The organism is Ignavibacteria bacterium (assembly GCA_017303675.1).
Classification (GTDB): domain Bacteria; phylum Bacteroidota; class Ignavibacteria; order Tepidaquicellales; family OLB5; genus OLB5.
On record JAFLBX010000002.1, the window covers coordinates 652,702 to 675,445 of the forward strand.

The 22,744-nt window shown below is 37.9% G+C and carries 22 protein-coding genes and 4 tRNA genes; 25 read left to right on the forward strand and 1 reads right to left on the reverse strand.

Translation table 11 applies throughout. The features are described from left to right. The first annotated feature begins 42 nt into the window (after positions 1-42). The 7 genes from trmD (at position 43) to J0M37_12395 (ending at position 4,365) form a co-directional block, all read left to right on the forward strand. Positions 43-717, forward strand: coding sequence for a tRNA (guanosine(37)-N1)-methyltransferase TrmD (gene trmD, locus J0M37_12365; protein MBN8585879.1), 675 nt, complete (start codon positions 43-45; stop codon positions 715-717). Positions 718-742: 25 nt separating this feature from the next. Next, positions 743-1,162 (forward strand): 50S ribosomal protein L19, encoded by a 420-nt coding sequence (gene rplS / locus J0M37_12370; GenBank protein MBN8585880.1) that lies wholly within the window; start codon positions 743-745, stop codon positions 1,160-1,162. 153 nt (positions 1,163-1,315) lie between these two features. After that, a complete protein-coding gene (locus J0M37_12375) occupies positions 1,316-1,939 on the forward strand; it encodes a deoxynucleoside kinase (GenBank protein MBN8585881.1) in 624 nt (207 codons plus the stop codon). 1 nt (position 1,940) lies between these two features. Beyond that, on the forward strand, positions 1,941-2,327 hold the full coding sequence (locus J0M37_12380) for a hypothetical protein (protein ID MBN8585882.1): 387 nt from the start codon (positions 1,941-1,943) through the stop codon (positions 2,325-2,327). A gap of 33 nt (positions 2,328-2,360) precedes the next feature. Further along, positions 2,361-2,954, forward strand: a complete 594-nt coding sequence (locus J0M37_12385; protein ID MBN8585883.1) for a hypothetical protein — start codon at positions 2,361-2,363, stop codon at positions 2,952-2,954. After that, positions 2,938-3,786 (forward strand): glutamate racemase, encoded by an 849-nt coding sequence (locus J0M37_12390; GenBank protein MBN8585884.1) that lies wholly within the window; start codon positions 2,938-2,940, stop codon positions 3,784-3,786. Before J0M37_12385 ends, J0M37_12390 begins: the two co-directional genes overlap by 17 nt. Before the next feature lie 6 nt (positions 3,787-3,792). Beyond that, complete coding sequence (locus J0M37_12395) at positions 3,793-4,365, forward strand: orotate phosphoribosyltransferase (GenBank protein ID MBN8585885.1); 573 nt, start codon at positions 3,793-3,795, stop codon at positions 4,363-4,365. A gap of 3 nt (positions 4,366-4,368) precedes the next feature. On the opposite strand, the gene J0M37_12400 is transcribed toward J0M37_12395, so the two are convergent. After that, the gene (locus tag J0M37_12400) at positions 4,369-4,770 is read right to left on the reverse strand and encodes a hypothetical protein (protein MBN8585886.1); all 402 of its coding nucleotides are present in this window, start codon (positions 4,768-4,770) and stop codon (positions 4,369-4,371) included. 180 nt (positions 4,771-4,950) lie between these two features. On the opposite strand from J0M37_12400, the gene J0M37_12405 reads away from it, so the two are divergent. From J0M37_12405 to rpoC, 18 genes are all read left to right on the forward strand, one after another. Beyond that, positions 4,951-5,130 carry a hypothetical protein gene (locus J0M37_12405; protein ID MBN8585887.1) on the forward strand — a complete coding sequence of 60 codons (180 nt, stop codon included), beginning with the start codon at positions 4,951-4,953 and terminating at the stop codon, positions 5,128-5,130. Between the two features lie 217 nt (positions 5,131-5,347). Continuing rightward, entirely contained in the window at positions 5,348-7,462 is a 2,115-nt protein-coding gene (locus J0M37_12410) for a peptidylprolyl isomerase (GenBank protein ID MBN8585888.1), read from the forward strand. 82 nt (positions 7,463-7,544) lie between these two features. Next, positions 7,545-8,312: a hypothetical protein gene (locus J0M37_12415; protein MBN8585889.1), complete on the forward strand. Its 768-nt coding sequence runs from the start codon at positions 7,545-7,547 to the stop codon at positions 8,310-8,312. Between the two features lie 16 nt (positions 8,313-8,328). After that, on the forward strand, positions 8,329-9,966 hold the full coding sequence (locus tag J0M37_12420) for a S8 family serine peptidase (GenBank protein MBN8585890.1): 1,638 nt from the start codon (positions 8,329-8,331) through the stop codon (positions 9,964-9,966). Between the two features lie 83 nt (positions 9,967-10,049). Further along, positions 10,050-10,784, forward strand: coding sequence for a biotin--[acetyl-CoA-carboxylase] ligase (locus J0M37_12425; protein MBN8585891.1), 735 nt, complete (start codon positions 10,050-10,052; stop codon positions 10,782-10,784). A gap of 76 nt (positions 10,785-10,860) precedes the next feature. Continuing rightward, a tRNA-Tyr gene (locus J0M37_12430) sits at positions 10,861-10,943 on the forward strand. Between the two features lie 57 nt (positions 10,944-11,000). After that, positions 11,001-11,073, forward strand: a tRNA-Thr gene (locus tag J0M37_12435). 32 nt (positions 11,074-11,105) lie between these two features. After that, positions 11,106-11,178: transfer RNA gene (locus J0M37_12440), tRNA-Gly, on the forward strand. A gap of 27 nt (positions 11,179-11,205) precedes the next feature. Next, entirely contained in the window at positions 11,206-11,370 is a 165-nt protein-coding gene (gene rpmG / locus J0M37_12445; GenBank protein MBN8585892.1) for a 50S ribosomal protein L33, read from the forward strand. Positions 11,371-11,390: 20 nt separating this feature from the next. Beyond that, positions 11,391-11,463 (forward strand) — tRNA-Trp (locus J0M37_12450). A gap of 46 nt (positions 11,464-11,509) precedes the next feature. Beyond that, positions 11,510-11,692, forward strand: coding sequence for a preprotein translocase subunit SecE (gene secE, locus J0M37_12455; GenBank protein ID MBN8585893.1), 183 nt, complete (start codon positions 11,510-11,512; stop codon positions 11,690-11,692). A gap of 5 nt (positions 11,693-11,697) precedes the next feature. Further along, positions 11,698-12,267, forward strand: a complete 570-nt coding sequence (gene nusG, locus J0M37_12460; GenBank protein ID MBN8585894.1) for a transcription termination/antitermination factor NusG — start codon at positions 11,698-11,700, stop codon at positions 12,265-12,267. 97 nt (positions 12,268-12,364) lie between these two features. After that, a complete protein-coding gene (rplK, locus tag J0M37_12465; protein ID MBN8585895.1) occupies positions 12,365-12,790 on the forward strand; it encodes a 50S ribosomal protein L11 in 426 nt (141 codons plus the stop codon). Between the two features lie 17 nt (positions 12,791-12,807). Next, positions 12,808-13,503 (forward strand): 50S ribosomal protein L1, encoded by a 696-nt coding sequence (locus J0M37_12470; protein ID MBN8585896.1) that lies wholly within the window; start codon positions 12,808-12,810, stop codon positions 13,501-13,503. Between the two features lie 21 nt (positions 13,504-13,524). After that, a complete protein-coding gene (locus J0M37_12475) occupies positions 13,525-14,061 on the forward strand; it encodes a 50S ribosomal protein L10 (protein MBN8585897.1) in 537 nt (178 codons plus the stop codon). Positions 14,062-14,098: 37 nt separating this feature from the next. Beyond that, complete coding sequence (gene rplL / locus J0M37_12480) at positions 14,099-14,476, forward strand: 50S ribosomal protein L7/L12 (protein MBN8585898.1); 378 nt, start codon at positions 14,099-14,101, stop codon at positions 14,474-14,476. A 152-nt stretch (positions 14,477-14,628) separates the two neighbouring features. Beyond that, entirely contained in the window at positions 14,629-18,420 is a 3,792-nt protein-coding gene (gene rpoB, locus J0M37_12485) for a DNA-directed RNA polymerase subunit beta (protein ID MBN8585899.1), read from the forward strand. A gap of 18 nt (positions 18,421-18,438) precedes the next feature. Next, complete coding sequence (rpoC, locus tag J0M37_12490) at positions 18,439-22,722, forward strand: DNA-directed RNA polymerase subunit beta' (GenBank protein ID MBN8585900.1); 4,284 nt, start codon at positions 18,439-18,441, stop codon at positions 22,720-22,722. Positions 22,723-22,744 lie beyond the last annotated feature (22 nt).

Sequence of the window (22,744 nt, forward strand, 5' to 3'; positions counted from 1 at the left end):
TAAGATAACTGCATTTATAAAATAACTGCAAATATAATTTTAATGAGAATTGATGTAGTATCTGCAGTTGTTAAGATCCTGGAAGCCCCGCTTAATGAAAGCATACTGCAGCGGGCACAGGATAAAGGCCTTGCAGAAATTGTTCTGCATAACCTTCGTGACTATGCCGATGACAGGTACCGCCACGTTGATGATAAGCCTTTCGGCGGCGGAGCGGGTATGGTGTTAAAGCCTGAACCCCTCTTTAAATGCCTCGATAAGCTTATGGCTGAACGTGACTATGACGAAGTCATCTACTTAACGCCCCAGGGCACAAAGTTCACACAAGTAAAGGCCAACAGGCTTTCACTTAAACATAACCTACTCTTTATATGCGGGCATTATAAAGGCATAGACCAGAGAGTTATAGATAAGTATGTCACCAGTGAGATATCAATCGGTGATTATGTAATAACAGGCGGCGAAGCCGCGGCGATAGTTGTAATAGATGCTATAGTCCGCCTTCTGCCCGGTGTCCTTGGTGACAGCGAATCAGCCTTAACCGATTCCTTCCAGGTCGAAAGCGGTTTTGATGCGCCGGTTTACACACGTCCCGCCGAAATTGACGGGATGAAAGTACCTGAAGTATTACTGAACGGCAACCACAAAGAAATAGCTGCATGGAGAGCCGAACAGGGAAAGAAAAAATACAGCAAAGTAAAAAGAAAAAAATTATAATAAGTAAATCATTTAAGGAATAACAATGAACAAAATAAATTTAGTAACTACTCCGCAGATGAGAAATGACTTTCCTCAGTTCCAGTCAGGCGATACAGTTAATATCCATGTAAAAGTTATTGAAGGCGATAAGGAAAGAATTCAGCAGTACCAGGGAATAGTTATGGGCATCAAAGGTTCAGGCATAGGCAGAACATTCCGTGTCAGGAAAATCTCAAACGGCGTTGGCGTTGAAAGAATATTCCCTATCCATTCACCATCAATTGCAAAGATAGAAAAGTTAAAAGAAGGCAAAGTAAGAAGAGCCAAGCTCTATTACCTCAGAGCCTTAAAGGGTAAATCAGCTACCAAGATCAAGGAAAGGATATCTCCTGAAATAGTAGCTCCTGTTAAAAAAGAAGAGCCGGTAATTGAGCCAGCTCCGGTACAGGAATCCGCGGAATAATTTCCGGGTCAATACAGGTATTACATAAAACCGTTAATTACAATTAACGGTTTTTATATTATATGCACATTCTTATGTAATGAATGATATTTATTTTATTGCTATTTTTGGTGATTAATCAATTTCATTCCAGAATATTACACATTATATAAATTGAAAGCAGGAAAGAAGTACTTCATCTCTGTTGCGGGCAATATAGGCTCGGGCAAGTCATCACTTACACGAATGATTGCCAAAGAATTCGGCTGGGTCCCCTACTTTGAATCTGTTCAGGATAACCCCTACTTACCTGATTTCTACAAAGATATGCGCAGATGGAGCTTTCAGCTCCAGGTGTATTTTTTATCACACCGCTTTCATACTCATAAAAAGATCATCGCCTCAAAAAGATCTGTAATCCAGGACCGCTCTATATATGAAGATGTTGAGATATTCGCACGCAACCTTCACCTTATGGGCAGAATGGAAAAGCGCGATTACATAAATTACCGCGCCTTGTTTTACGAAATGGTCTCTTATCTTCAGGCGCCGGATCTGGTTGTATACCTGAAGGCTGATGTTAAAACACTGCTTAAGCAGATCAGGCTTCGCGGCAGGGATTTTGAAAAAAGCATTGAGAAAAAATACCTCGAAAGGCTTAACCGCAGCTATAGCCGCTGGATAAACAGCTATTCGCTGGGCAAGGTACTGGTAATTGAATCCGACAATATTGATTTTGTGAATAATCCTGATCATTTTAATTTGATAATAAGCAGCATTAAGAAGAACCTCAGGTAGAATGAAGATCAGAATACCAGTATCACCGGGAGAGCTTATTGATAAAATCACCATACTTGAGATCAAACGCTCCAGGATAAAAGAAAAAACAAAGCTCAGCGCAGTAAAAGAAGAGCTGCTTCAGCTAACAGCACTCGCTAAGAAATATAGTCTTCACACCGGGCAGTTTAAGTTACTCACAAAGAAGCTTTATAATGTTAACTTAAAGCTGTGGATTACTGAAGATAAAATCAGGAAAAAGGAAGCTATAAAAAAATTCGACGGTGATTTCATCAAACTGGCAAGAGCGGTTTATATAACTAACGATAAAAGATCAGAGATCAAAAATAAGATCAATTTACTTGCAGGCTCTTCATTAAAAGAAATTAAGCAATACACTGAATATTAAAATATCAAGGTAACGGTTAATAATAATAAATAAATGAAATATATTTCTTACCTTGTATTTTTTCTTTTCATAGGAGCGCTGCTTCTGTTTCTTAAAAATGCTCTGGAACCAAAGCAGGTGCCTGCATATATTACCGGCTCTCAGATGTGCGGTGAATGCCACCAGCTTAAAAATATCGGAGACCAGCAGACTCCATGGAAGAACTCTGAACATTCCGGCGCATATACAGTTCTTTTCAGTACAAAGGCCAGGGAATTCGCAGAAAAAAACGGTCTGCAGTCACCAGACAAAGAAGAAAAATGCCTCAAATGCCATAGTACCGAATATAAATTGAAAGAAACGGGCAAAGGCCAGTTCTATAATATCTCTGAAGGTGTTGGATGCGAAGCCTGCCATGGGGCAGGCTCTGAATATTCCGCAGCTGAGATAATGAAGGACGAAAGCGCTTTTACACGCAATGGCGGCATTAAAGGAGATGAAGCAACCTGTCTGGCATGCCACAGTAAAAAAGGGAATAATGAGCGTGTCTTAAAAGAAGATGCCTGCCCATTCCAGGAAACCGATTTTAACTACAAAGAATCATTTGAAAAAATAAAACATCCGCTCAGCAATGAGTTCAAAAAATAAAATTAAAGAACTACCGGCAAAATATGATGAAGCTTCCAGACCCATCGGTGTGTTTGATTCCGGGGTTGGCGGTTTAACTGTTGTTAAGGAGCTGAACAGGTTGCTTCCGGATGAAAAAATAATATACTTCGGTGATACCGGCAGAGTGCCTTATGGAAATAAATCCAAAGAGACTATAGTACATTATTCACTGCAGGTTGCTTACTTCTTAATGAAGAAAAAGATAAAAATGCTGGTTGTCGCTTGTAATACTGCGTCATCAGTATCACTTCCCACTCTTAAAAGACATTTCCATATCCCGGTGATTGGAGTAATAGACCCGGGTGCGAAAGCTGCTATTGAAAATACTAAGCTTAATAAGGTTGGAGTAATCGGTACACTTGGCACTGTAAGATCTAATGCATACAAAAAAGCATTAAAGAAAATTAAGCCGGGGGTTAATGTATTTCAGGACCCCTGTCCCCTGTTCGTTCACCTTGCAGAAGATGGCTGGAACAGGAACAGGATAGCACAAATGGTTTCTGATGAATATCTCAGATCATTGAAATCAAAAAACATCGATACCCTCATTTTAGGCTGTACCCACTACCCGCTTCTTAAAGATGTTATACAAAGATCTGTTGGCAAAAAAGTTGAACTTATAGATTCCGGCAGAGAGACAGCACGTGAAGTAAAAAGAATACTTGAAAAGAAAAATCTTATCAATAAACATAAAATGACTGATAAGAATCATTCAGTATTTTATGTATCAGATTTCCCGCATAAATTTAAAGAAGTAAGTCAAAGATTTCTTTCAAAAGAGCTTAAACATGTACATAAAGTAATTTTATAAATAAGAATGACAGAACAGGAAATTTTACATATATTTAAAGATTCAGGTGCGCTGCTTGACGGGCATTTTATACTGACATCGGGCAATCACTCCCCACATTACATAGAAAAATTCAGAGTGCTTGAACATCCTAAATACACAGAAATGCTTTGCAAAGAATTGGCACAGAAGTTTGAAAAAGATAACGTTACACTCGTTGTGGGACCGATGACAGGCGGAATTATCCTTGCTCATGAAGTAGGGAAAAATCTGGATACTAAAGCTATATTTACTGAACGGGTTGAAGGCAAAATGAAATTCCGCCGGGGATTCGAAGTAAAGCCTGATGACCGTGTATTAATAGTAGAAGATATTATTTCAACTGGAGGAAGTGTGAAGGAAGTGATAGATGAAGTAAGCAGATTTAAAGCTGAAATTATAGGGGTTGGGTGTCTTGTTGACCGCTCAGGCGGTAAAGTTGATTTTGGCATACCATTGAAGCCGCTTGTGAAGATGGATGTTATCGCGTTTAAACCTGATGAAGTACCTGAATGGCTTGCCGAGATTCCAGTAACTAAACCCGGAAGTACTAATAAATAACAATTAATATTCTTTCACCAAAACTTTATCAAATTCTTCAGCTTGATGTACATTCAGCCATTTTAAAGCATCCTCTTTTTTGTAAAAAAATAAAAGTTTATACCCCCTGTTAAATGAGGCATTTTCAAAGAAATCATTATTCTTTTTATTTTCGGGTATATCCAGAACAGCAAACTGAAGAAATTTAGATTCTTCCCTGAAATTTTCAATTTCCTTCAATCCGTCAAAAACTCCGAATCTGCCTTCAAATTTTCGCAAGTCAACTAATATTTTTGAAATCCCGTTCTCATCAATTACCCTGTCCATATCCCCGGATATTTCCTTAAATTTTTCAGTCGGATAATTTCCGGACAAAATCACACTGAGGAAATCTCCTTTAATGTTGTAATTGATAGTGTATTTCATTTGAAATGATTAGTGTATTTTATTAAAAATAACATAATCAATAAAATTTAACAATAGTATTATATGTTACCGATTGAATGAATCATTTTTTAACTTAAATAAAATATTCCCGGAACTAAGTAAATATATTTTTGCATTATATAAAACAAATTCATCAAAATACCTTTAATGGAGGTCAAAATGCTTGCATCAATTTTCCACTCCGAAATTATTGAATGGAATGAAAATAACCATTCTGAAAGTTCAGAAAAAAATGATTTATCAAGTTATCAAAATAACTGCTTAAACAAAATCCCTGATTTGACTGATGATATTTTTCGTGAAGAATATGAAAAAGATCAAATTTTTGATTGTTTTTAGAAAATTTTTAGAGTATAAAACTTCCATAGTATCTAAATAATCTCTATTTTTTACAATTTTTACCTTTATAGCTCTATTATACAATATTTTAAAAAGGTATTATCTTTACATTGATTATTGACTGACATAAAACTATATTTGTGTTTGTTTTTTCATAAATTTCATTGAAAATTCGCTAGATCAAAGATTCAGCGCTTAAAGAGAGGTTTATTTACTTATGGGTTTAATGAATAAGCTGCGCGATAAAACGCACATTATTCTGATAATATTAATAATAGCTTTTCTTGCTACTATAGTATTCGAATGGGGTATGGATTACCTTGGACTAAGGGGCGGACAGGTCACAGAATTAGGTTCAGTTAACGGACAGGAAATAAAATTTGCTGATTTCGAAAGCCAGGTCAATTTTGCAATTGACCAGCAGAGACAGCAGACCGGAGAAGATCCGGACGAAAATGTAATAAAAATGATCAGAGACCAGGTTTGGGAACAGATGGTATCCCAGATTCTTGCAGAGCAGGAAATAAAAAGGCTTGGTATAACTGTTACAAATCAGGAAATTCTCAATTGGGTATATAATTCACCACAAACACTGCCTGATGTAATAAAAAGGAATTTTATAGATTCTACCGGGCAGTTCAATATGGCTGTTTACCAGCAAGCGCTTGCAACCAAAACTCCTGAAGTTACAAAATTCTGGTCACAGGTTGAAGAATACCTAAAGCAGACCCTGCTTTCACAGAAACTGCAAAGTGTAATAACCGGAACTGTCAGAGTTACCGAAGGTGAAGTTTTACAGAAATTCAAAGATGAAAATATCAAAGCTTCCTTTGAATATGTTTTACTTGACCCTAATAATGTTATGGATAACCAGATATCAATCTCAGATGATGATATTAAGAATTATTATGAAAGCCATAAAGATGATTTTAAACGTGAGGAATCAGCAAAACTGAAATATGTATTGTTCGCTGATGCTGCTAATATGGAAGATACTATTTACACTGAAAAAATGATGAAGGCTCTTACTAAAGATCTCAAAACTTTAAAAGCAGATGATTCGACTACTTATGGAATTGTTAATGATAATTCACTGACAAAATTTTCAAACAATTTTGTAAAACCTAATGAAATTGCATCTGAAGTTGCAGCATTCCTATTTTCAGCGGCAAAAGACAGTGTTTCCGATATCATTAAAGCATCAGATGGATTCCACATGGTAAGGTTACTTGATACTAAAGAAGGCACAGAAACTTTCAGCAATGCCCAGCACATTCTTATTAACTTCGGAACAGATACAAATGCAGCTAAGCAAAAAGCAGAACAGATTGCCCAGCGATTAAAAGGCGGAGAAGATTTCGTAAAGCTGGCGGCAGAAAATTCCGATGACCCTTCAAACAAATTCAAAGGAGGGGATCTTGGCTGGTTTGGCAAAGGTGCCATGGTTAAAGAATTTGAAGTTGCAGTCACTTCTGCAAACATAGGGGATATTGTTGGTCCGGTTAAATCACAATTCGGATACCATATCATAAAGGTAAAAGGCAGGCAAAATAAAGAGTTCAAGTTTGCTGATATTAAAAAAACAGTAAAAGCATCAACTAAAACTAAAGATGCAGCCAGAAAAAGAGCTGAAGACTTTGCTTTTATTTCCAAAAAAGGTAATCTGGAAGAAGAGGCTAAAAAACTCGGTCTTCAGGTTGTAGATATTCCGAACTACATAACAAAAGGGGCATTCGTTCCCGGAGCAGGACAAAATTCTTCGGTTACTAAATTCGCTTTATCTGAAAAAAAGGGTGCAGTTAGTGACCCTATGAAAATACAAACTGGATATGCTGTTTACATGATAACTGATAAATTCCCAGAAGGATATTATTCTTTTGACGAATTAAAAGTACAGCAGCTTCCTTTACTTGTAAAAAATGAAAAGAAGCTGGATTTTTTAAAACAGCAGGCAATCGACTTAAAAGGAAAAATTCAGGGCGGAGATATCAATTCATTAAAATCAGTTAATCCGCAGCTGATTATTCAAAAAGCTGATACAGTAAGTATTGCAGCCCCAAGCCCTATGATTGGCGCTGATTTTGATTTCACAAATGCAGTATATAAATTGCAAAACGGACAGATATCCGAACCAATCAGAACAATGCGCGGATATTATATTGTACAAATGAGAAATATATCTCCATTTGATCAGAATATTTACCAGATTCAGTTTGAAACAATTAAATCTGCACTGGTAAACCAGAAAAAACAAACTATTGTACAGGAATGGCTGGCTGATCTTAAAGAAAAAGCTGTCATTGTTGATAACAGGGATATGATGTACCGGTAAGGTTTTATAGCTTATTGCATATTAATTCTGATAGAGTTAATTTGCAAATAAGCAATTTGTTAAAATAACTAAACGGTATTATTTGAAGAATAAATTTTTAATATATTTATTTATGGGTTCAATTATTTTATTGAACCCATATTTTTTATATTCCCAGCCCGAAAACGAAAACAAAGATTACATACCATATAATGGCTCAGGTAAATTTACCCTTCAGGTTTACGGAATGTATGTTTCTTCAGCAGAACTGCAAAACAATATCAAATCAAATGTTTCTTTTGTTCGTGATGCTTCGATAGAACTCAAAGGCGGTTACGGTTACGGCGCTGAATTTACATATAATCCGGGATTTTCCAACTTTGACATAATGTTCTACATTTCATCAGAATACATGAAAGTAAAAGATGACGAATTACTTCTTCGTTTTGAAAATGATTCAGCTTCATCGGTTGTGAGATTTACCGAAGAATATAATTTACTCCCTTTGGAAGCCGGTTTAAAATGGAACCTGCCGGTTAGCACAGAAAGATTTAAAATCTTCATTGGAGGAGGCGCAGGGATATATTTTGGCAACAGAACCCGTTCTGTAGGTCCTTACTCTACCTCCCCTATTTCCCGTAAAGCCGGAGTTAGCATGAATGTTTTAGCAGGGCTAGAATACTTTTTTCAAAGGAACTTATCACTGGATTTTGAGTTTAAATTCAGAGAGGCTTCTTTTGAATCTCAAGACCGGTTTGCAGTAGATTATGTCACTATTGGAGGAAATATCTATAGTTTGGATAATCCTGTCTATTCAAGGCTTCTTATAGACGGCACCAGGATTTCAGCCGGATTAAAATATCATTTTTAGCTATATTAACTATTTTATGAAAAAAATAATTTTTACTATAATATTACTTGCTGCTTTTATGAGTTTCCCGGCTCATAAAGTATATTTAAAAGAAAATTCCGGCAATACAAGATTTGCTTCTGATCATATTATAGTAAAGCTAAAAAAACAGAATGAAATTCTTGCTGCATCAGGCATATACCCTGTAACTTATGAAAAAACTATTAATGAGATTTTTACCTCAAACAAAATAAGCATTAAAAAGATAAAACAATTATTTCCTAAAGATTTAAAAAGGAACAAAGAACTTGCATTAAAATATGAGTTCGAAACTTACTTTATTGTTTATTTTGATGACAAATTACCTATCCTTGAAACATGTAAAAAAATAAGTAATGACCAAAAAATAGATTTTGCAGAACCTGATTTTATAGGAGAAGCTGCCGGCAAAATGGGAGAAAGTACAATTCCGAATGATGAACTGTTCAGCAGGCAATGGGGATTGCATAATGATGGTTCTTTAAAAACAACACCCGGCAAAAAAGGACGTGCAGGGGCTGATATGAATGTGCTTAAAGCCTGGGAAATTGCAACAGGCAGCAGTGATATAATTGTAGGGATTATGGATTCAGGTACAAAGATCGATCATCCTGACCTGAATGGAAGAATATGGGTTAATACCGAAGAAGTAAAAAACGGGAAAGATGATGACGGTAACGGATTTGTTGATGATATTAATGGATACAATTTTGCATATGATAACCCTAATGTAAGAGATGATGGCGGACATGGGACAAATATTGCCGGAACAATAGGGGCTACTACAAACAATAACCTTGGATATGCAGGTATAGATCAGAATTGTAAGCTTATGATTTGCAAAAATCTGGATGACGAAAATTTAGGTGAATATTCCTGGTGGTCTGCTTCTTTGTATTATGCTGCAAACAACGGAGCCAGGATAATTAACATGAGTGAAGGCGGTTATGATTACTCCAAAACACTTGAAAACGCGATAAAGTATGCTCAGGATGCAGGATGTTTAATTGTTGCCAGCATGATGAATAAAAATAACGGCGATTCATACTATCCTGCCAGCTTCAGTAATGTAATGGCTATTGGTGCAACGGATACCGACGACAGCAGATGCAGAGAATTTACCTGGGGCGGCGGTAGCAATTGGGGCAAACATATTGCAGTTGTTGCTCCTGGCAATAAGATATACGGGCTCGATCATAAAGATAATTCAAATTACGATGTATACTGGAGCGGAACATCCCAGGCAACTGCATATGTCAGCGGTATTGCCAGTATTTTACTTGGACAGGATCCAACAAGGACAAGCAATGACCTTAGAGAAATTATTACCCAAACTGCAGTAGACCAGGTTGGTGATCCAAGAGAGGATCGTTCAGGTTGGGACGAATATTACGGTTACGGCAGAGTTGATCTTTACGAAGCATTAACTTACGGAAATTTTTCCAGCGGTAAAAAAGAGGTTAAGAAAAAAGAAAACGATGTTAAGGAAAAGTATGAATACGAAAAGAACAATGAAACCGAAAACAATAACGGGAACAGTACCAGGGCTAAAGCAAATGACGGCGATAATTCCAATAATAAGAGAAATGACAGAGATGACAAAAGAGGTAAAAAACCTAAAGCAGATGACAGGTAATCATTAATCCATCCTTACTTTAAATTATTCCGATAATGATCGATATAGACCGTCTCATAAATTCCCTGCAAAAAAACGATTTCTTGAAATCATTTTTCTACGAAAAAACACTTTCATCCACAAATGATTATATTTCTGCGAATGAAATTGCTGTAGATTCTTTGGTAATAACTGATGAACAAACAGCAGGAAAAGGAAGAGCCGGGAAAAAATGGCTTTCTGAAAAGAATACTTCACTGACATTTTCCATAAAGAAAAAATTCAACATATCCCCTGCTGAAAACCAAAATATAATTCGTTTTTTTTCATATTGTGTTCATTCAGCACTTAAAGAACTTATTGATGGATCAAATAAAAATAATAGTGACGGGTTGATAATAAAATGGCCCAATGATATTTTATTTAACGGCAAAAAGCTTTGCGGTATTCTGGTAGAATCTAAGCTCCCTTCTGATATATACATTACCGGGATCGGAATTAACTGCAATCAAAAATATTTCCCGGCTGAACTGAATGCAATATCTCTTAGTGAGATCATTGGGAATGAAATCGATATAACCGGTCTACTTATTAATATTTTAGACAAATTTAACTCGCTTAAAGAACTTTTACATCCGGAAAAATCTGCAATTCTGTTTGAAAAATGGAGAATGCAAGCTAAAATTATCGGAAAACTCTGTAATTTTACAAGACCGGATGGGAAAATAAATAACGGTAAAATTATAGATTTAAATTATGATGGGAGTATCACTGTCAAGATTAATGATAAACCGGAAATATTTAATGCCGGTGAACTAAGTTTAACCGGGATAGATTAACTAAATTAGCTCCATACAACATAAAATCACTTGATTTTAGATTATTTTTTAGATATTTTTGAAGTTTGAGATTTAAGGGTAGATAGCGAAGTGGTTAAACGCAACAGACTGTAAATCTGTCGGCTTATGCCTTCGGAGGTTCGAATCCTTCTCTACCCACTGAATTTTTATTTATTAAAATTTCAAAGTTCTTTCAAATGAAATTTTATTTTCACTGCTGATGTAGCTCAGTTGGTAGAGCACTTCCTTGGTAAGGAAGAGGTCACCGGTTCAATCCCGGTCATCAGCTCTACTTCGTAATAGGGAAATTAAATCAAACAAGCGGGAGTAACTCAGTTGGTAGAGTCACAGCCTTCCAAGCTGTTGGTCGCGAGTTCGAGTCTCGTCTCCCGCTCAAATAAAAAAATAATAGCTTAAAATAATCATGGCAAAAGACGGAAGATTAATCATAGTATTGGAATGCACTGACTGTAAAAACAGAAACTACAGTGCAACAAAAAATAAAACAAAACATTCAGGCAGAGTAGAATATAAAAAATTCTGCAGGCATTGCACAAAACGCACACTCCACAAAGAAACCAAATAGTATAAGGCACTGAACAAAATACGTCAGTGGCTCAATTGGTAGAGCAGCGGTCTCCAAAACCGCAGGTTGGGGGTTCGAGTCCCTCCTGACGTGCAACATTCTCTGAACTTAAGTTATAATAAACGGAGATCTATAAAGATTGAAAAATAAAATCATTGGCTTCTTCACTGATATTGTAAAAGAAATGAAGAAGGTTACATGGCCAAAAAGAGAAGAGCTTAAAGAATCAACAATGGTTGTAATAGCAACCTCGCTCATATTCGCAGTGTTTGTATATGCTGTAGATAAAGTAATTAACGAAGGATTAAAAATAATATTTTAATGATAATGAGCGAAGAAAAAACAGAGACGAATGTAGCTGCTCACGGGAAAAAATGGTATGCGGTCAGAACGATAACCGGGCATGAAAAGCGTGTTAAGAACTACCTGGAAACTGAGATCACAGAGCTTGGAATTGAGCATAAAATTGCACAGGTATTGATACCTGAAGAAAAAGTATTTGAAGTAAAAGGCGGAAAGAAAAAAATTAAATATAAAAATTTCTTTCCCGGTTATGTTCTGGTAGCAGCTGATCTTGATAAAGAAGTTGTTTACCTTCTCAACCATGCACCTTCAGTGCTGAAAATGGTTGGTGATAAAAATGAGCCTGTTGCATTGAGAGATGATGAAGTTAAGAGAATACTTGGAAGAATAAATGATTCCGATGAAAAAGAAAAAATTGATATGCAGTTTGAAAAAGGTGATCTTATTAAAGTAGTTAACGGTCCGTTCGTAAATTTCAACGGTACTATAAACGAGATCAACCTGGAAAGAATGAAAGTCAAAGTAATGGTAAGTATTTTCGGAAGAAAAACCCCAATTGAACTGGACTTCACTCAGATAGAAAAAGAAAAATAGATTTAAATTCAGATTATGTGATCTTTTCAGTTCTCCCTGTTTGAGATCATTTAAAAATATTACGCACTCACACAAATAAAAGATACAATAATATAAAATGGCAAAAAAAGTAGTTGGATTTGTAAAGCTTCAGATCCCGGCCGGCCAGGCAACTATGGCACCGCCCGTTGGCCCCGCTTTAGGTCAAAGAGGCGTGAACGGTATGGAATTCTGTAAGCAATTCAATGCAAGAACATCAAAAGACCAGGGTCTGATAATTCCTGTAGTAATTACAGTATATTCAGATAAGTCTTTTACATTCATTACTAAGACTCCCCCTGCAGCCGTTTTACTTTTAAAGGCAGCGAAGCTTGATAAAGGCAGCGCACAGTCCAACAGGAACAAAGTCGGTAAGGTTTCAAAGAAACAGGTTGAAGATATCGCGAACCTGAAGATGAAAGATCTTAACGCTAGGACAATTGAATCAGCCGTAAAAGTAATTGCCGGTACTGCAAGAAGCATGGGAATTACAGTAGAAGGATAATTAAGGTACTAATAACAATGAAAGTTACAAAAAAGAGAAAAGAAATAAACAGTAAAGTAGACTTTAACAAAGAATACTCTATTACTGAAGCTGTAGCTAAGCTCAAAGAAACATCAAAAGCTAAATTCAATGAATCAATTGATATAGCTATGAAGCTGGGCGTTGACCCCAGACAGGCAGACCAGCTTGTCAGAGGTACAGTAGCCCTGCCGCACGGCACAGGCAAAACAGTGAGAGTTCTTGTAATTGCAAAACCTGAAAAACAGGAAGAAGCAAAAAATGCAGGGGCTGATCATGTTGGTTTTGATGACTATCTTGCAAAAATTAAAGATGGCTGGGCTGATGTTGATGTTATTATAGCTGCACCTGATACAATGAGCGAGCTTGGTAAACTTGGAAAAGTACTTGGACCAAAAGGCTTGATGCCTAATCCAAAAAGCGGAACAGTTACCAACGATCTTGCAAAAGCAGTAAATGAAGTTAAAGCAGGCAGAATAGAGTTCAGGGTTGAAAAAGCAGGTATTGTTCATGCATGTATAGGTAAGGCATCATTTGAGCCAAAACAGCTTGAAGATAACATACATACTTTTATTAACCAGGTACTTAAAATGAAACCGGCTACTTCCAAGGGGCAATATGTGAAAAGTGTTACACTTACCAGCACAATGGGCCCCGGGCTTACAATAAGCAAAAACGAATTAGCACATCATTAATTTATTATAAAACAGACTTTCATGAACAAGCAAGATAAAGAACAATCAGTTCTGGAAATAAAAGAAAAATTAGACAAGGCTTCAAGCATATATATTACCGATTTCAGCGGATTAACCGTTGAGCAGACCAATGAGCTGAGAGATGAATTCTTTAACGCAAAAGTTGAGTATAAGGTTTTAAAAAATACTCTCGTTAAAAAAGCACTTCAGCAGAGTGACGGAAAGTTTAACACACAAAGTGAAAAGCTTAACGAACACTTAAAAGGTCCGACAGGTATAGTATTTGCTTTTGATGACCCTGTCTCCCCTGCTAAGATCATAAAGAAGTTTTATGATAAAGCAGAGAAACCGAAGTTAAAGCTGGCATTGGTTGAAAACGTTGCTTACGAAAGCAAACAGCTTAACCAGCTTGCATCATTACAATCTAAGCCTGAAATAGTTTCAGCAATTATAGGAAGCCTTAACGCACCGATCTCGGGAATAGTTGGCGCAATAAACGCCGTTATGAGAGATCTTGCATCAATTGTTGAAGAAGTGGCAAAGAAAAACGCAAATTAAAATAAAAAAAACTTAATAATTAAGGAGATACATTAAAATGTCTGTAGTAGAAGAATTAGTAGAAAAAATCAGCAACCTCACACTTTCAGATGCTGCTGAATTAAAAAAAGCACTTGAAGATAAGTTTGGTGTTACTGCCGCTGCCCCAATGGTTATGGCTGGAGCAACCGGCGGAGCTGCTCCTACAGCTGCTGCTGAAGAAAAAACAGAATTCACAGTAGTTCTTGTTGATGCAGGCGCATCAAAGATCAACGTAATCAAAGCAGTTAAAAATGCTACAGGTCTTGGCTTAACAGAAGCTAAAGGTCTCGTTGAAAGCGCTCCGAAACCTGTAAAAGAAGGTCTTGCAAAAGCTGATGCTGATAAACTGAAAGCTGAGCTTGAAGCTGCAGGTGCAAAAGTAGAATTAAAATAAATCAGAATATAAATTCTATTCCAAAAGAAATAGGTTCTAACTGAATCCTATAAACTCAAAAAATACTTAATTTCATAAATTTTAGGCAAGCCATGTTCTAATGGCTTGTCTATTACCTATTTATATAAACCCCCACCGGGAGGTCGAAAAAAATGCCAATAGACATATCTAAATTCAATTTCAACGGAGAGCGTATCTACCTGTCCAAATCAGGCAAACAGCCTGAAGCACCGGATCTTCTTAATGTGCAGATACAGGCTTTTAAGGAATTCCTGCAGGAAGATGTTGCACCCAATGAAAGAAAAGATACAGGGATGCAAGCTGTTTTCACAAGGAATTTTCCAATTACAGATTCCAGGGAAACTGCTCTTCTTGAATTCATAGAGTATTATTTAGAAAAACCGCAGTATTCAATACGCGAATGCCAGGAGCAGGGTTTAACGTACGCTGTTTCATTAAAAGCCAAGTTACGCCTTTCTACCAAGCCAAATAAAGAAGCAAAGGAATATTCCAATGCCGTTGAACAGGATGTTTATATGGGTAATATCCCGTATATGTCTCCTTATGGCAGCTTTGTTATCAATGGGGCTGAAAGAGTAATTGTATCTCAGCTTCACAGGGCACCGGGTGTTGTATTCAGCGAATCAATGCATCAGAACGGTACAAAGCTGTTCTCAGCAAGAATAATTCCTATGAAGGGTTCATGGGTTGAATTTACGACTGATATCAATAATTGCTTATTCGCATATATTGACAGAAGGAAAAAATTCCCGGTAACAACTATTTTAAGAGCTCTTGGTTACTCTACTAATGAAGAAATATTGGATCTTTTCGGACTTCTTGAAGTTGTGGAAAAGAAAGAATTGAAAAACTTTATGGGCAAACAGCTCAGCGATGACCTGATCGATAAGGAAACCGGTGAACTTATTGCCGAAAAAGCAGCAGTTGTTGATGAAGAGCTAATTGAAAAAATAAATAAGTCAACAATTTCAAAGATCAAATTATTTAAGTCAGATAGACCGTATGAAGAATCTTTGATAGCGAACACACTTAACAAAGATGCAGCTCAATCAGAAATTGACGCGCTTGAGCAGATATCAGAACAGCTAAGACCAGACCAGGATGATGAATCAGCCAAGAATTTAGTAGACAAACTTTTCTTCAATGAAAAGAAATATGATCTTGGCGAAGTTGGAAGATATAAGCTCAATTATAAACTGAACCTGGATATTCCTTCTGATAAAACTGTTCTTACAAAAGAAGATATTATCTCGATCATCAATTATCTTGTTGATCTTGAAGCAGGCAGAAAAGAAATAGATGATATTGACCATCTTGGCAACAGAAGAGTTCGTTCAATTGGTGAGCAGCTTGCTGCACAGTTCAATGTTGGACTTGCAAGAATGTCAAGAACCATCCGCGAACGTATGAGCATTCACGATGAAGAGAACATCACACCGGGTAACCTGGTAAGCGCAAGGACGATCACAACAGCTCTTGTTTCATTTTTCGGAACAAGCCAGCTTTCACAGTATATGGATCAAACCAATCCGCTCAGTGAAATGACTCACAAACGCAGGGTATCAGCACTAGGACCCGGCGGTTTGACAAGGGAGCGTGCAGGATTTGAGGTTCGTGACGTACACTATACACATTACGGCCGCCTCTGCCCTATCGAAACTCCTGAAGGTCCGAATATCGGTCTTATTTCATCACTTTGCACACATGCAAGAATAAGTGATTTCGGATTTATTGAAACACCATACCGTAAGGTTAAAAACGGAAAAGTACTTAATGAAATAGATTACCTTTCAGCTGAAAAAGAAGATGATTTTATCATTGCACAGGCAAATGTTGAGCTTGATGCAAACAAAAAAATGGCTGAAACTAAAATTAAGGCAAGATTCAAAGGTGACTTCCCTATTGTAAATCCCGAGGAAGTTCACTACATGGATATTGCTCCGAACCAGATCGTAAGCGCGGCTGCTGCACTTATTCCTTTCTTAGAGCATGATGATGCTAACAGAGCGCTGATGGGATCCAATATGCAGCGCCAGGCCGTTCCGCTTTTAAGGCCTGAAGCTCCGCTTATAGGTACAGGGTTCGAAAAGAAAGTAGCAAATGACTCAAGGACACTTATCCTTGCTGAAGCTGATGGCGTTATAGAGCATGTTTCAGCTGACAGGATAGTTGTAAAATATGATATTGATAAGAATTCAGATGAAGCTTTATTAAGCTTTGATGATGAAGAAATAAAAGAATATAACCTGATTAAGTTCTTAAGAACCAACCAGGATACTTCTATTAACCAGAAGCCAATTGTAAAGGTTGGACAGCGTGTTAAAAAAGGCGAATGTTTAGCTGATGGCGCCGCTACTGATAAGGGCGAGCTTGCTCTTGGAAGAAGCGTTCTGGTGGCATTTATGCCTTGGCGCGGTTACAACTTTGAAGATGCTATTGTTATCAGTGAAAGAATCGTTGCTGAAGATATTTACACTTCAGTTCATATTGAAGAATATAACCTCCAGGTTAGAGATACCAAACGCGGCGAAGAAGAGCTTACCCGTGATATTCCGAATGTAAGCGAAGAAGCTACAAAAGATCTTGATGAAGACGGTATTATAAGGATTGGCGCTGAAGTAAAGGAAAACGATATCCTGATAGGTAAAGTTACTCCTAAAGGTGAAACCGAACCTACACCTGAAGAAAAGCTTTTAAGAGCTATCTTCGGAGATAAAGCAGGTGATGTGAAAGATGCATCACTTAAAGCACCACCGGGAATGAAGGGTATCATAATCAGCAAAAAGCTTTTCACAAGAAAGCAAAGAGATACCGAGACCAAGAAAGAAGAAAAGAAAAAACTTGAAAAGCTTGAGCAGGACCGCTATGATGCAATTAATGACCTGAACAGAAAGCTTGCTGAAAAATTAGGTCAAATGTTTGATAACAAGGATTCACTTGGAATCCGTGATATTGACGGAACTATAATAATAAGAGGCGGCACAACCATAAAGAAGGATACATTCATTAAACATCTTGAAAATCCGAATTTCAGGATCGATACACTTGATGTTACAAATGACTGGACTTCATCCAAAAAAGCACAATCACTTCTGCAGCATTTATACAGAATTTATAAAACCAGGTTAAGTGATATAGAAGAAAAGACAAAGAGAAACCGCAACAAGATAATACTTGGTGATGAGCTTCCCACAGGCGTAGTAAAGATGGCTAAAGTATATATTGCCAAGAAGAAAAAACTTTCAGTTGGTGATAAAATGGCAGGTCGTCATGGTAACAAAGGTGTTGTTGCTAAAATTGTCCCGAGACAGGATATGCCATTCTTACCGGATGGTACACCTGTTGATATAGTTCTAAACCCGCTCGGCGTACCTTCACGTATGAACCTGGGTCAGTTATATGAAACAGCTTTAGGCTGGGCTGCAAAATTACTGGGATGCACTTTTGCAACCCCGGTTTTTGACGGCGCTTCATTTGAGGATATAACTGATATTCTTGTTCAGTCCGGATTGCCAAGCAACTCAAGAAGTATATTGTACGATGGACAGACCGGCGACAAATTTGACCAGATGGTAACTGTTGGATACATTTATATGATGAAGCTATCACATTTATCAGATGATAAGATACATGCCAGGTCAATCGGACCATACTCACTTATCACACAGCAGCCGCTCGGAGGTAAAGCTCAGTTCGGCGGACAGAGGTTTGGAGAGATGGAGGTTTGGGCGCTTGAAGGTTACGGCGCTGCATATACACTCCAGGAGATCCTTACTGTTAAGAGTGATGATGTCACCGGAAGATCCAAAACATATGAAACGCTTATTAAAGGCGAGAACACTCCTGAACCGCAGGTTCCGGAATCATTCAATGTTTTGGTAAAAGAATTACAGGGCTTATGCCTTGATATCACATTAGACTAATTAAAATCATAAAAACATATGTTTTTTAAAAGAGATCAGAAAAAAGTAAAAAAGGCATTTACCAAGATCGCGATAAATCTCGCATCCACTGATTCCATAATAAGGAATTCACATGGTGAGGTATTAAAGCCTGAAACAATAAATTACAGAACATTTAAACCTGATAAAGACGGTCTATTCTGTGAGAAAATATTCGGTCCGGTTAAGGATTGGGAATGCCACTGCGGAAAATATAAAGGCATAAGATATCACGGTATAGTCTGCGACAGGTGCGGTGTAGAAGTAAACCTTAAAAGCTTAAGACGCGAAAGAATGGGTCATATTTCCCTGAGCGTTCCTGTAGTTCACATATGGTATTTCCGCTCTACCCCAAGCAAGATCAGCTACCTGCTTGGCTTAACTAACAAAGAACTTGAGCGTATTATATATTATGAAAATTATGTTGTTGTGAACCCGGGTCCGACCCAATTCACAAAAAATGATCTGCTTACAGAGGATGAATATTTAAATACTTTAAATAACCTCCCTGAAGATCATGATGAGCTTGATGATTTTGACCCGAATAAATTCGTTTGCAAAAACGGTGCAGAAGCTGTAAAAGAGCTTCTTAAACGCGTTGATGTAGAAGAGGATATTTCAAGGTTAAGGATCCAGCTTTATGAAGAAACCTCCGTTCAGAAAAAACAGGATCTGATCAAAAGATTAAGGGTACTTAAATCCTTCCAGAAAAAAGAAGGAAGAAGGCAGAATAAGCCTGAATGGATGATACTTGATGTTATCCCGGTTATTCCGCCAGAATTAAGGCCTTTAGTGCCTCTTGAAGGAGGCAGGTTCGCTACATCAGATCTTAACGATCTTTACAGGCGCGTTATTATAAGAAATAACCGTTTAAAAAGACTTATAGATATTAAAGCACCTGAAGTTATTTTACGTAATGAAAAACGTATGCTTCAGGAAGCAGTTGACGCTTTACTTGATAACTCAAGAAGAGCAACCGCTGTAAAATCCGAGAACAGACCTTTAAAATCACTTTCAGATATCCTGAAAGGCAAGCAGGGACGTTTCAGACAGAACCTGCTTGGTAAACGTGTTGATTACTCTGGCCGTGCGGTTATTGTTGTTGGACCTGAGTTAAAGCTTCATGAATGCGGCCTTCCGAAGGATATGGCTCTTGAATTATTCAAGCCGTTCGTTATAAGAAGGCTGATCGACAGGGATCTTGTAAAGACAGTAAAAAGCGCGAAGAAATTAATTGAACGCAGAACTCCTGAAGTTTGGGAAGTTCTTGAAAACGTTATCGAAGGACACCCGATAATGCTTAATCGTGCCCCTACCCTGCACCGTTTAAGTATCCAGGCTTTCCAGCCCACTATTGTGGAAGGTAAAGCTATCAGGCTGCATCCGCTGGTATGTACTGCATTCAACGCGGATTTTGACGGTGACCAGATGGCTGTTCACGTTCCCCTTTCACCGGAAGCGCAGCTTGAAGTACGTATTCTTATGCTTTCAAGCCATAACCTGATGTCACCTCAGAACGGTGACCCGATAACTGTTCCTAACCAGGAAATAGTTCTTGGATGTTATTATTTAACCAAGTATAAAAAAGGCGATCTTGGTGAAGATAAAGTATTTTCAAGTGCAGAAGAAGTAGTTGTTGCACACAATAACGGAAAAGTCGGTCTTCATGCCAAGATTAAGGTGAGAATCAAAGGTGAAATGGTTGAAACTACTGTAGGACGCGTATTATTCAATAATATCGTTCCTGAAGGTGCTCCGTTTATCAATGAGCTGCTTACCAAAAAAGGAATTATAAAAAATATCGCAAAGGTATTCAAAAGCGTAGGCAATAAAAAAACTGTACAGTTCTTAGATGCATTAAAGGAAACAGGTTTCCGCTACGCTATGAAAGGCGGCCTTTCTGTAAATCTTGATGATATCGTTGTACCTGAATCAAAGGACAGGATAATCGAGACTGCGCAGAAAAAGGTTGACGCAATCGAAAAATCAAGGATGAGGGGTCTTATCACAGAAGGTGAAAGATATAACAAGGTAATCGATATCTGGACCCATGCTACCAACGATGTTAAAAGTGATCTTATGAGCACTCTCAGAACATCAAGGGATGGCTTCAACTCACTTCATATGATGATCGATTCCGGTGCGAGAGGTTCACAGGACCAGGTTAGCCAGCTTGCAGGTATGAGGGGTCTTATGGCTAAGCCTCAGAAAAGCATGACAGGCCAGGCCGGTGAAATTATCGAGAACCCGATTATTGCTAACTTTAAAGAAGGACTTTCGATCCTTGAGTACTTTATTTCAACTCACGGCGCACGTAAGGGTCTTGCAGATACAGCTTTAAAAACTGCAGATGCTGGATACTTAACACGTAAGCTTGTGGATGTATCACAGGATGTCATTATTTCTGAAATTGACTGCGGAACTATCAGAGGCTTGACCGTTGAAGCATTAAAAGACGGTGAAGATATTAAAGAACCGCTTGCTGAGAGAATTTTAGGACGTGCTGCACTGCAGAGCGTTGTAGATCCTTTAACAAGAAAAACACTTGTAAAAGCAGGTGAAATTATTGATGAAGATCTTGCTCAGCAGATCGCAGGTACTTCAATTCAATCTGTTGAAATTCGTTCTGTATTAACCTGCGAATCACGCAAGGGTATCTGTGCTAAATGTTACGGCAGGAACCTGACAACCGGTAAGCTTGTAGATGTAGGCGAAGCTGTTGGTGTTGTAGCTGCACAGTCAATTGGTGAGCCGGGTACACAGCTTACACTGCGTACATTCCATATCGGCGGTACTGCGAGCAGGATTGTAACACAATCAAGGATACCTACAAAATTTGCAGGTAAAGTAAAATTTGACAGCATTAAATCAATTAAATATACCAACCCTGCTTCAACAGAGGGTGAATATTATGTAACACACAGCAGAAATGGTGTGATACAGATACTTGATGAAAATAACCGCCTTGTTTCCAAGTATGACGTTCCCTACGGCGCTCACCTTATGATAAAAGACGGATCTATGGTTGAAAAGAACCAGGTGCTTTATGAATGGGATCCGTATAATTCAGTGATAGTTGCTGAACATAACGGTACAGGTAAATATGTTGACCTGAAGGAAAATGTCAGCTACGTTGAAGCTCCGGATGAAACAACTGGACATATTCAGAAGGTTGTTATTGAATCAAAAGATAAGACACTTAGTCCCACAATACAAATTACCGATGCAAAGGGTGACCTGCTTAGCCAGTATATCATTCCCGCTCAGGCTCATTTGCTTATTAACAACGATGAGCCAATTTACGCAGGCCAGATACTTGTTAAGATCCCCAGAGATACCGGTAAAACAAGGGATATCACAGGCGGTCTGCCGAGGGTTACTGAGCTTTTCGAAGCAAGAAGCCCGAACTCACCTTCAGTTGTAACTGAGATCGACGGTTTCGTTGAGATCGGTTCACTTAAGAGAGGTTCACGTGAAGTTAAGGTAAAAACAGCGGATCTTGCTATTGAAAAGAAATATATGATACCTGTAGGTAAACACATTCTCGTAAGAGATGGTGATTATGTAAAGGCCGGCGAAGCGCTTTCAAGCGGTTCAGTTGACCCGCATGATATCCTAAGGATCAAAGGCGTTGGTGACGTTCAGGCATACCTTGTAAATGAAATCCAGGAAGTTTATAGAATGCAGGGTGTGAAGATAAATGATAAGCATATTGAGGTTATAGTAAGACAGATGCTTCAGAAAGTGAGAGTTGTTGATTCAGGTGATACTATGTTCCTAGAAGGTGATGTTGTTCACCGTTTCAAGTTCTTAACTGAAAATGAAACACTAAGGAACAAGATAATCGTTACAGATAAAGGCGATTCAGGCAAAGTGAAAATGTATGATATGATGGATAAAAAGAAGGTTAAAGAGCTGAATGCCGAGCTTAAGAAAAAAGGCAAGGCTCTTATCGAGTTCCGCGATGCCAACCCGGCTATTGCCAACCCGGTACTTCTTGGTATCACACAAACATCACTCACAACAGACAGCTTTATTTCAGCTGCTTCATTCCAGGAAACCACAAAGGTATTAACTGATGCCGCAATAGAAGGCAAGGTTGATTCACTGCAGGGCTTGAAGGAAAATGTTATTGTAGGTCAGCTTATTCCCGCAGGTACAGGCTTAAAAGCTTACAAGGACCTCCTTGTAACAAGCAAAGACGCCGAACCTTCAGAAGAAGAAAAACCTAAAAAAACAAAGAAGACAAAGAAAAAAGCTAAAGAAACAGCAGAAACAGAATAATATTAATATAATGTTTTAATAA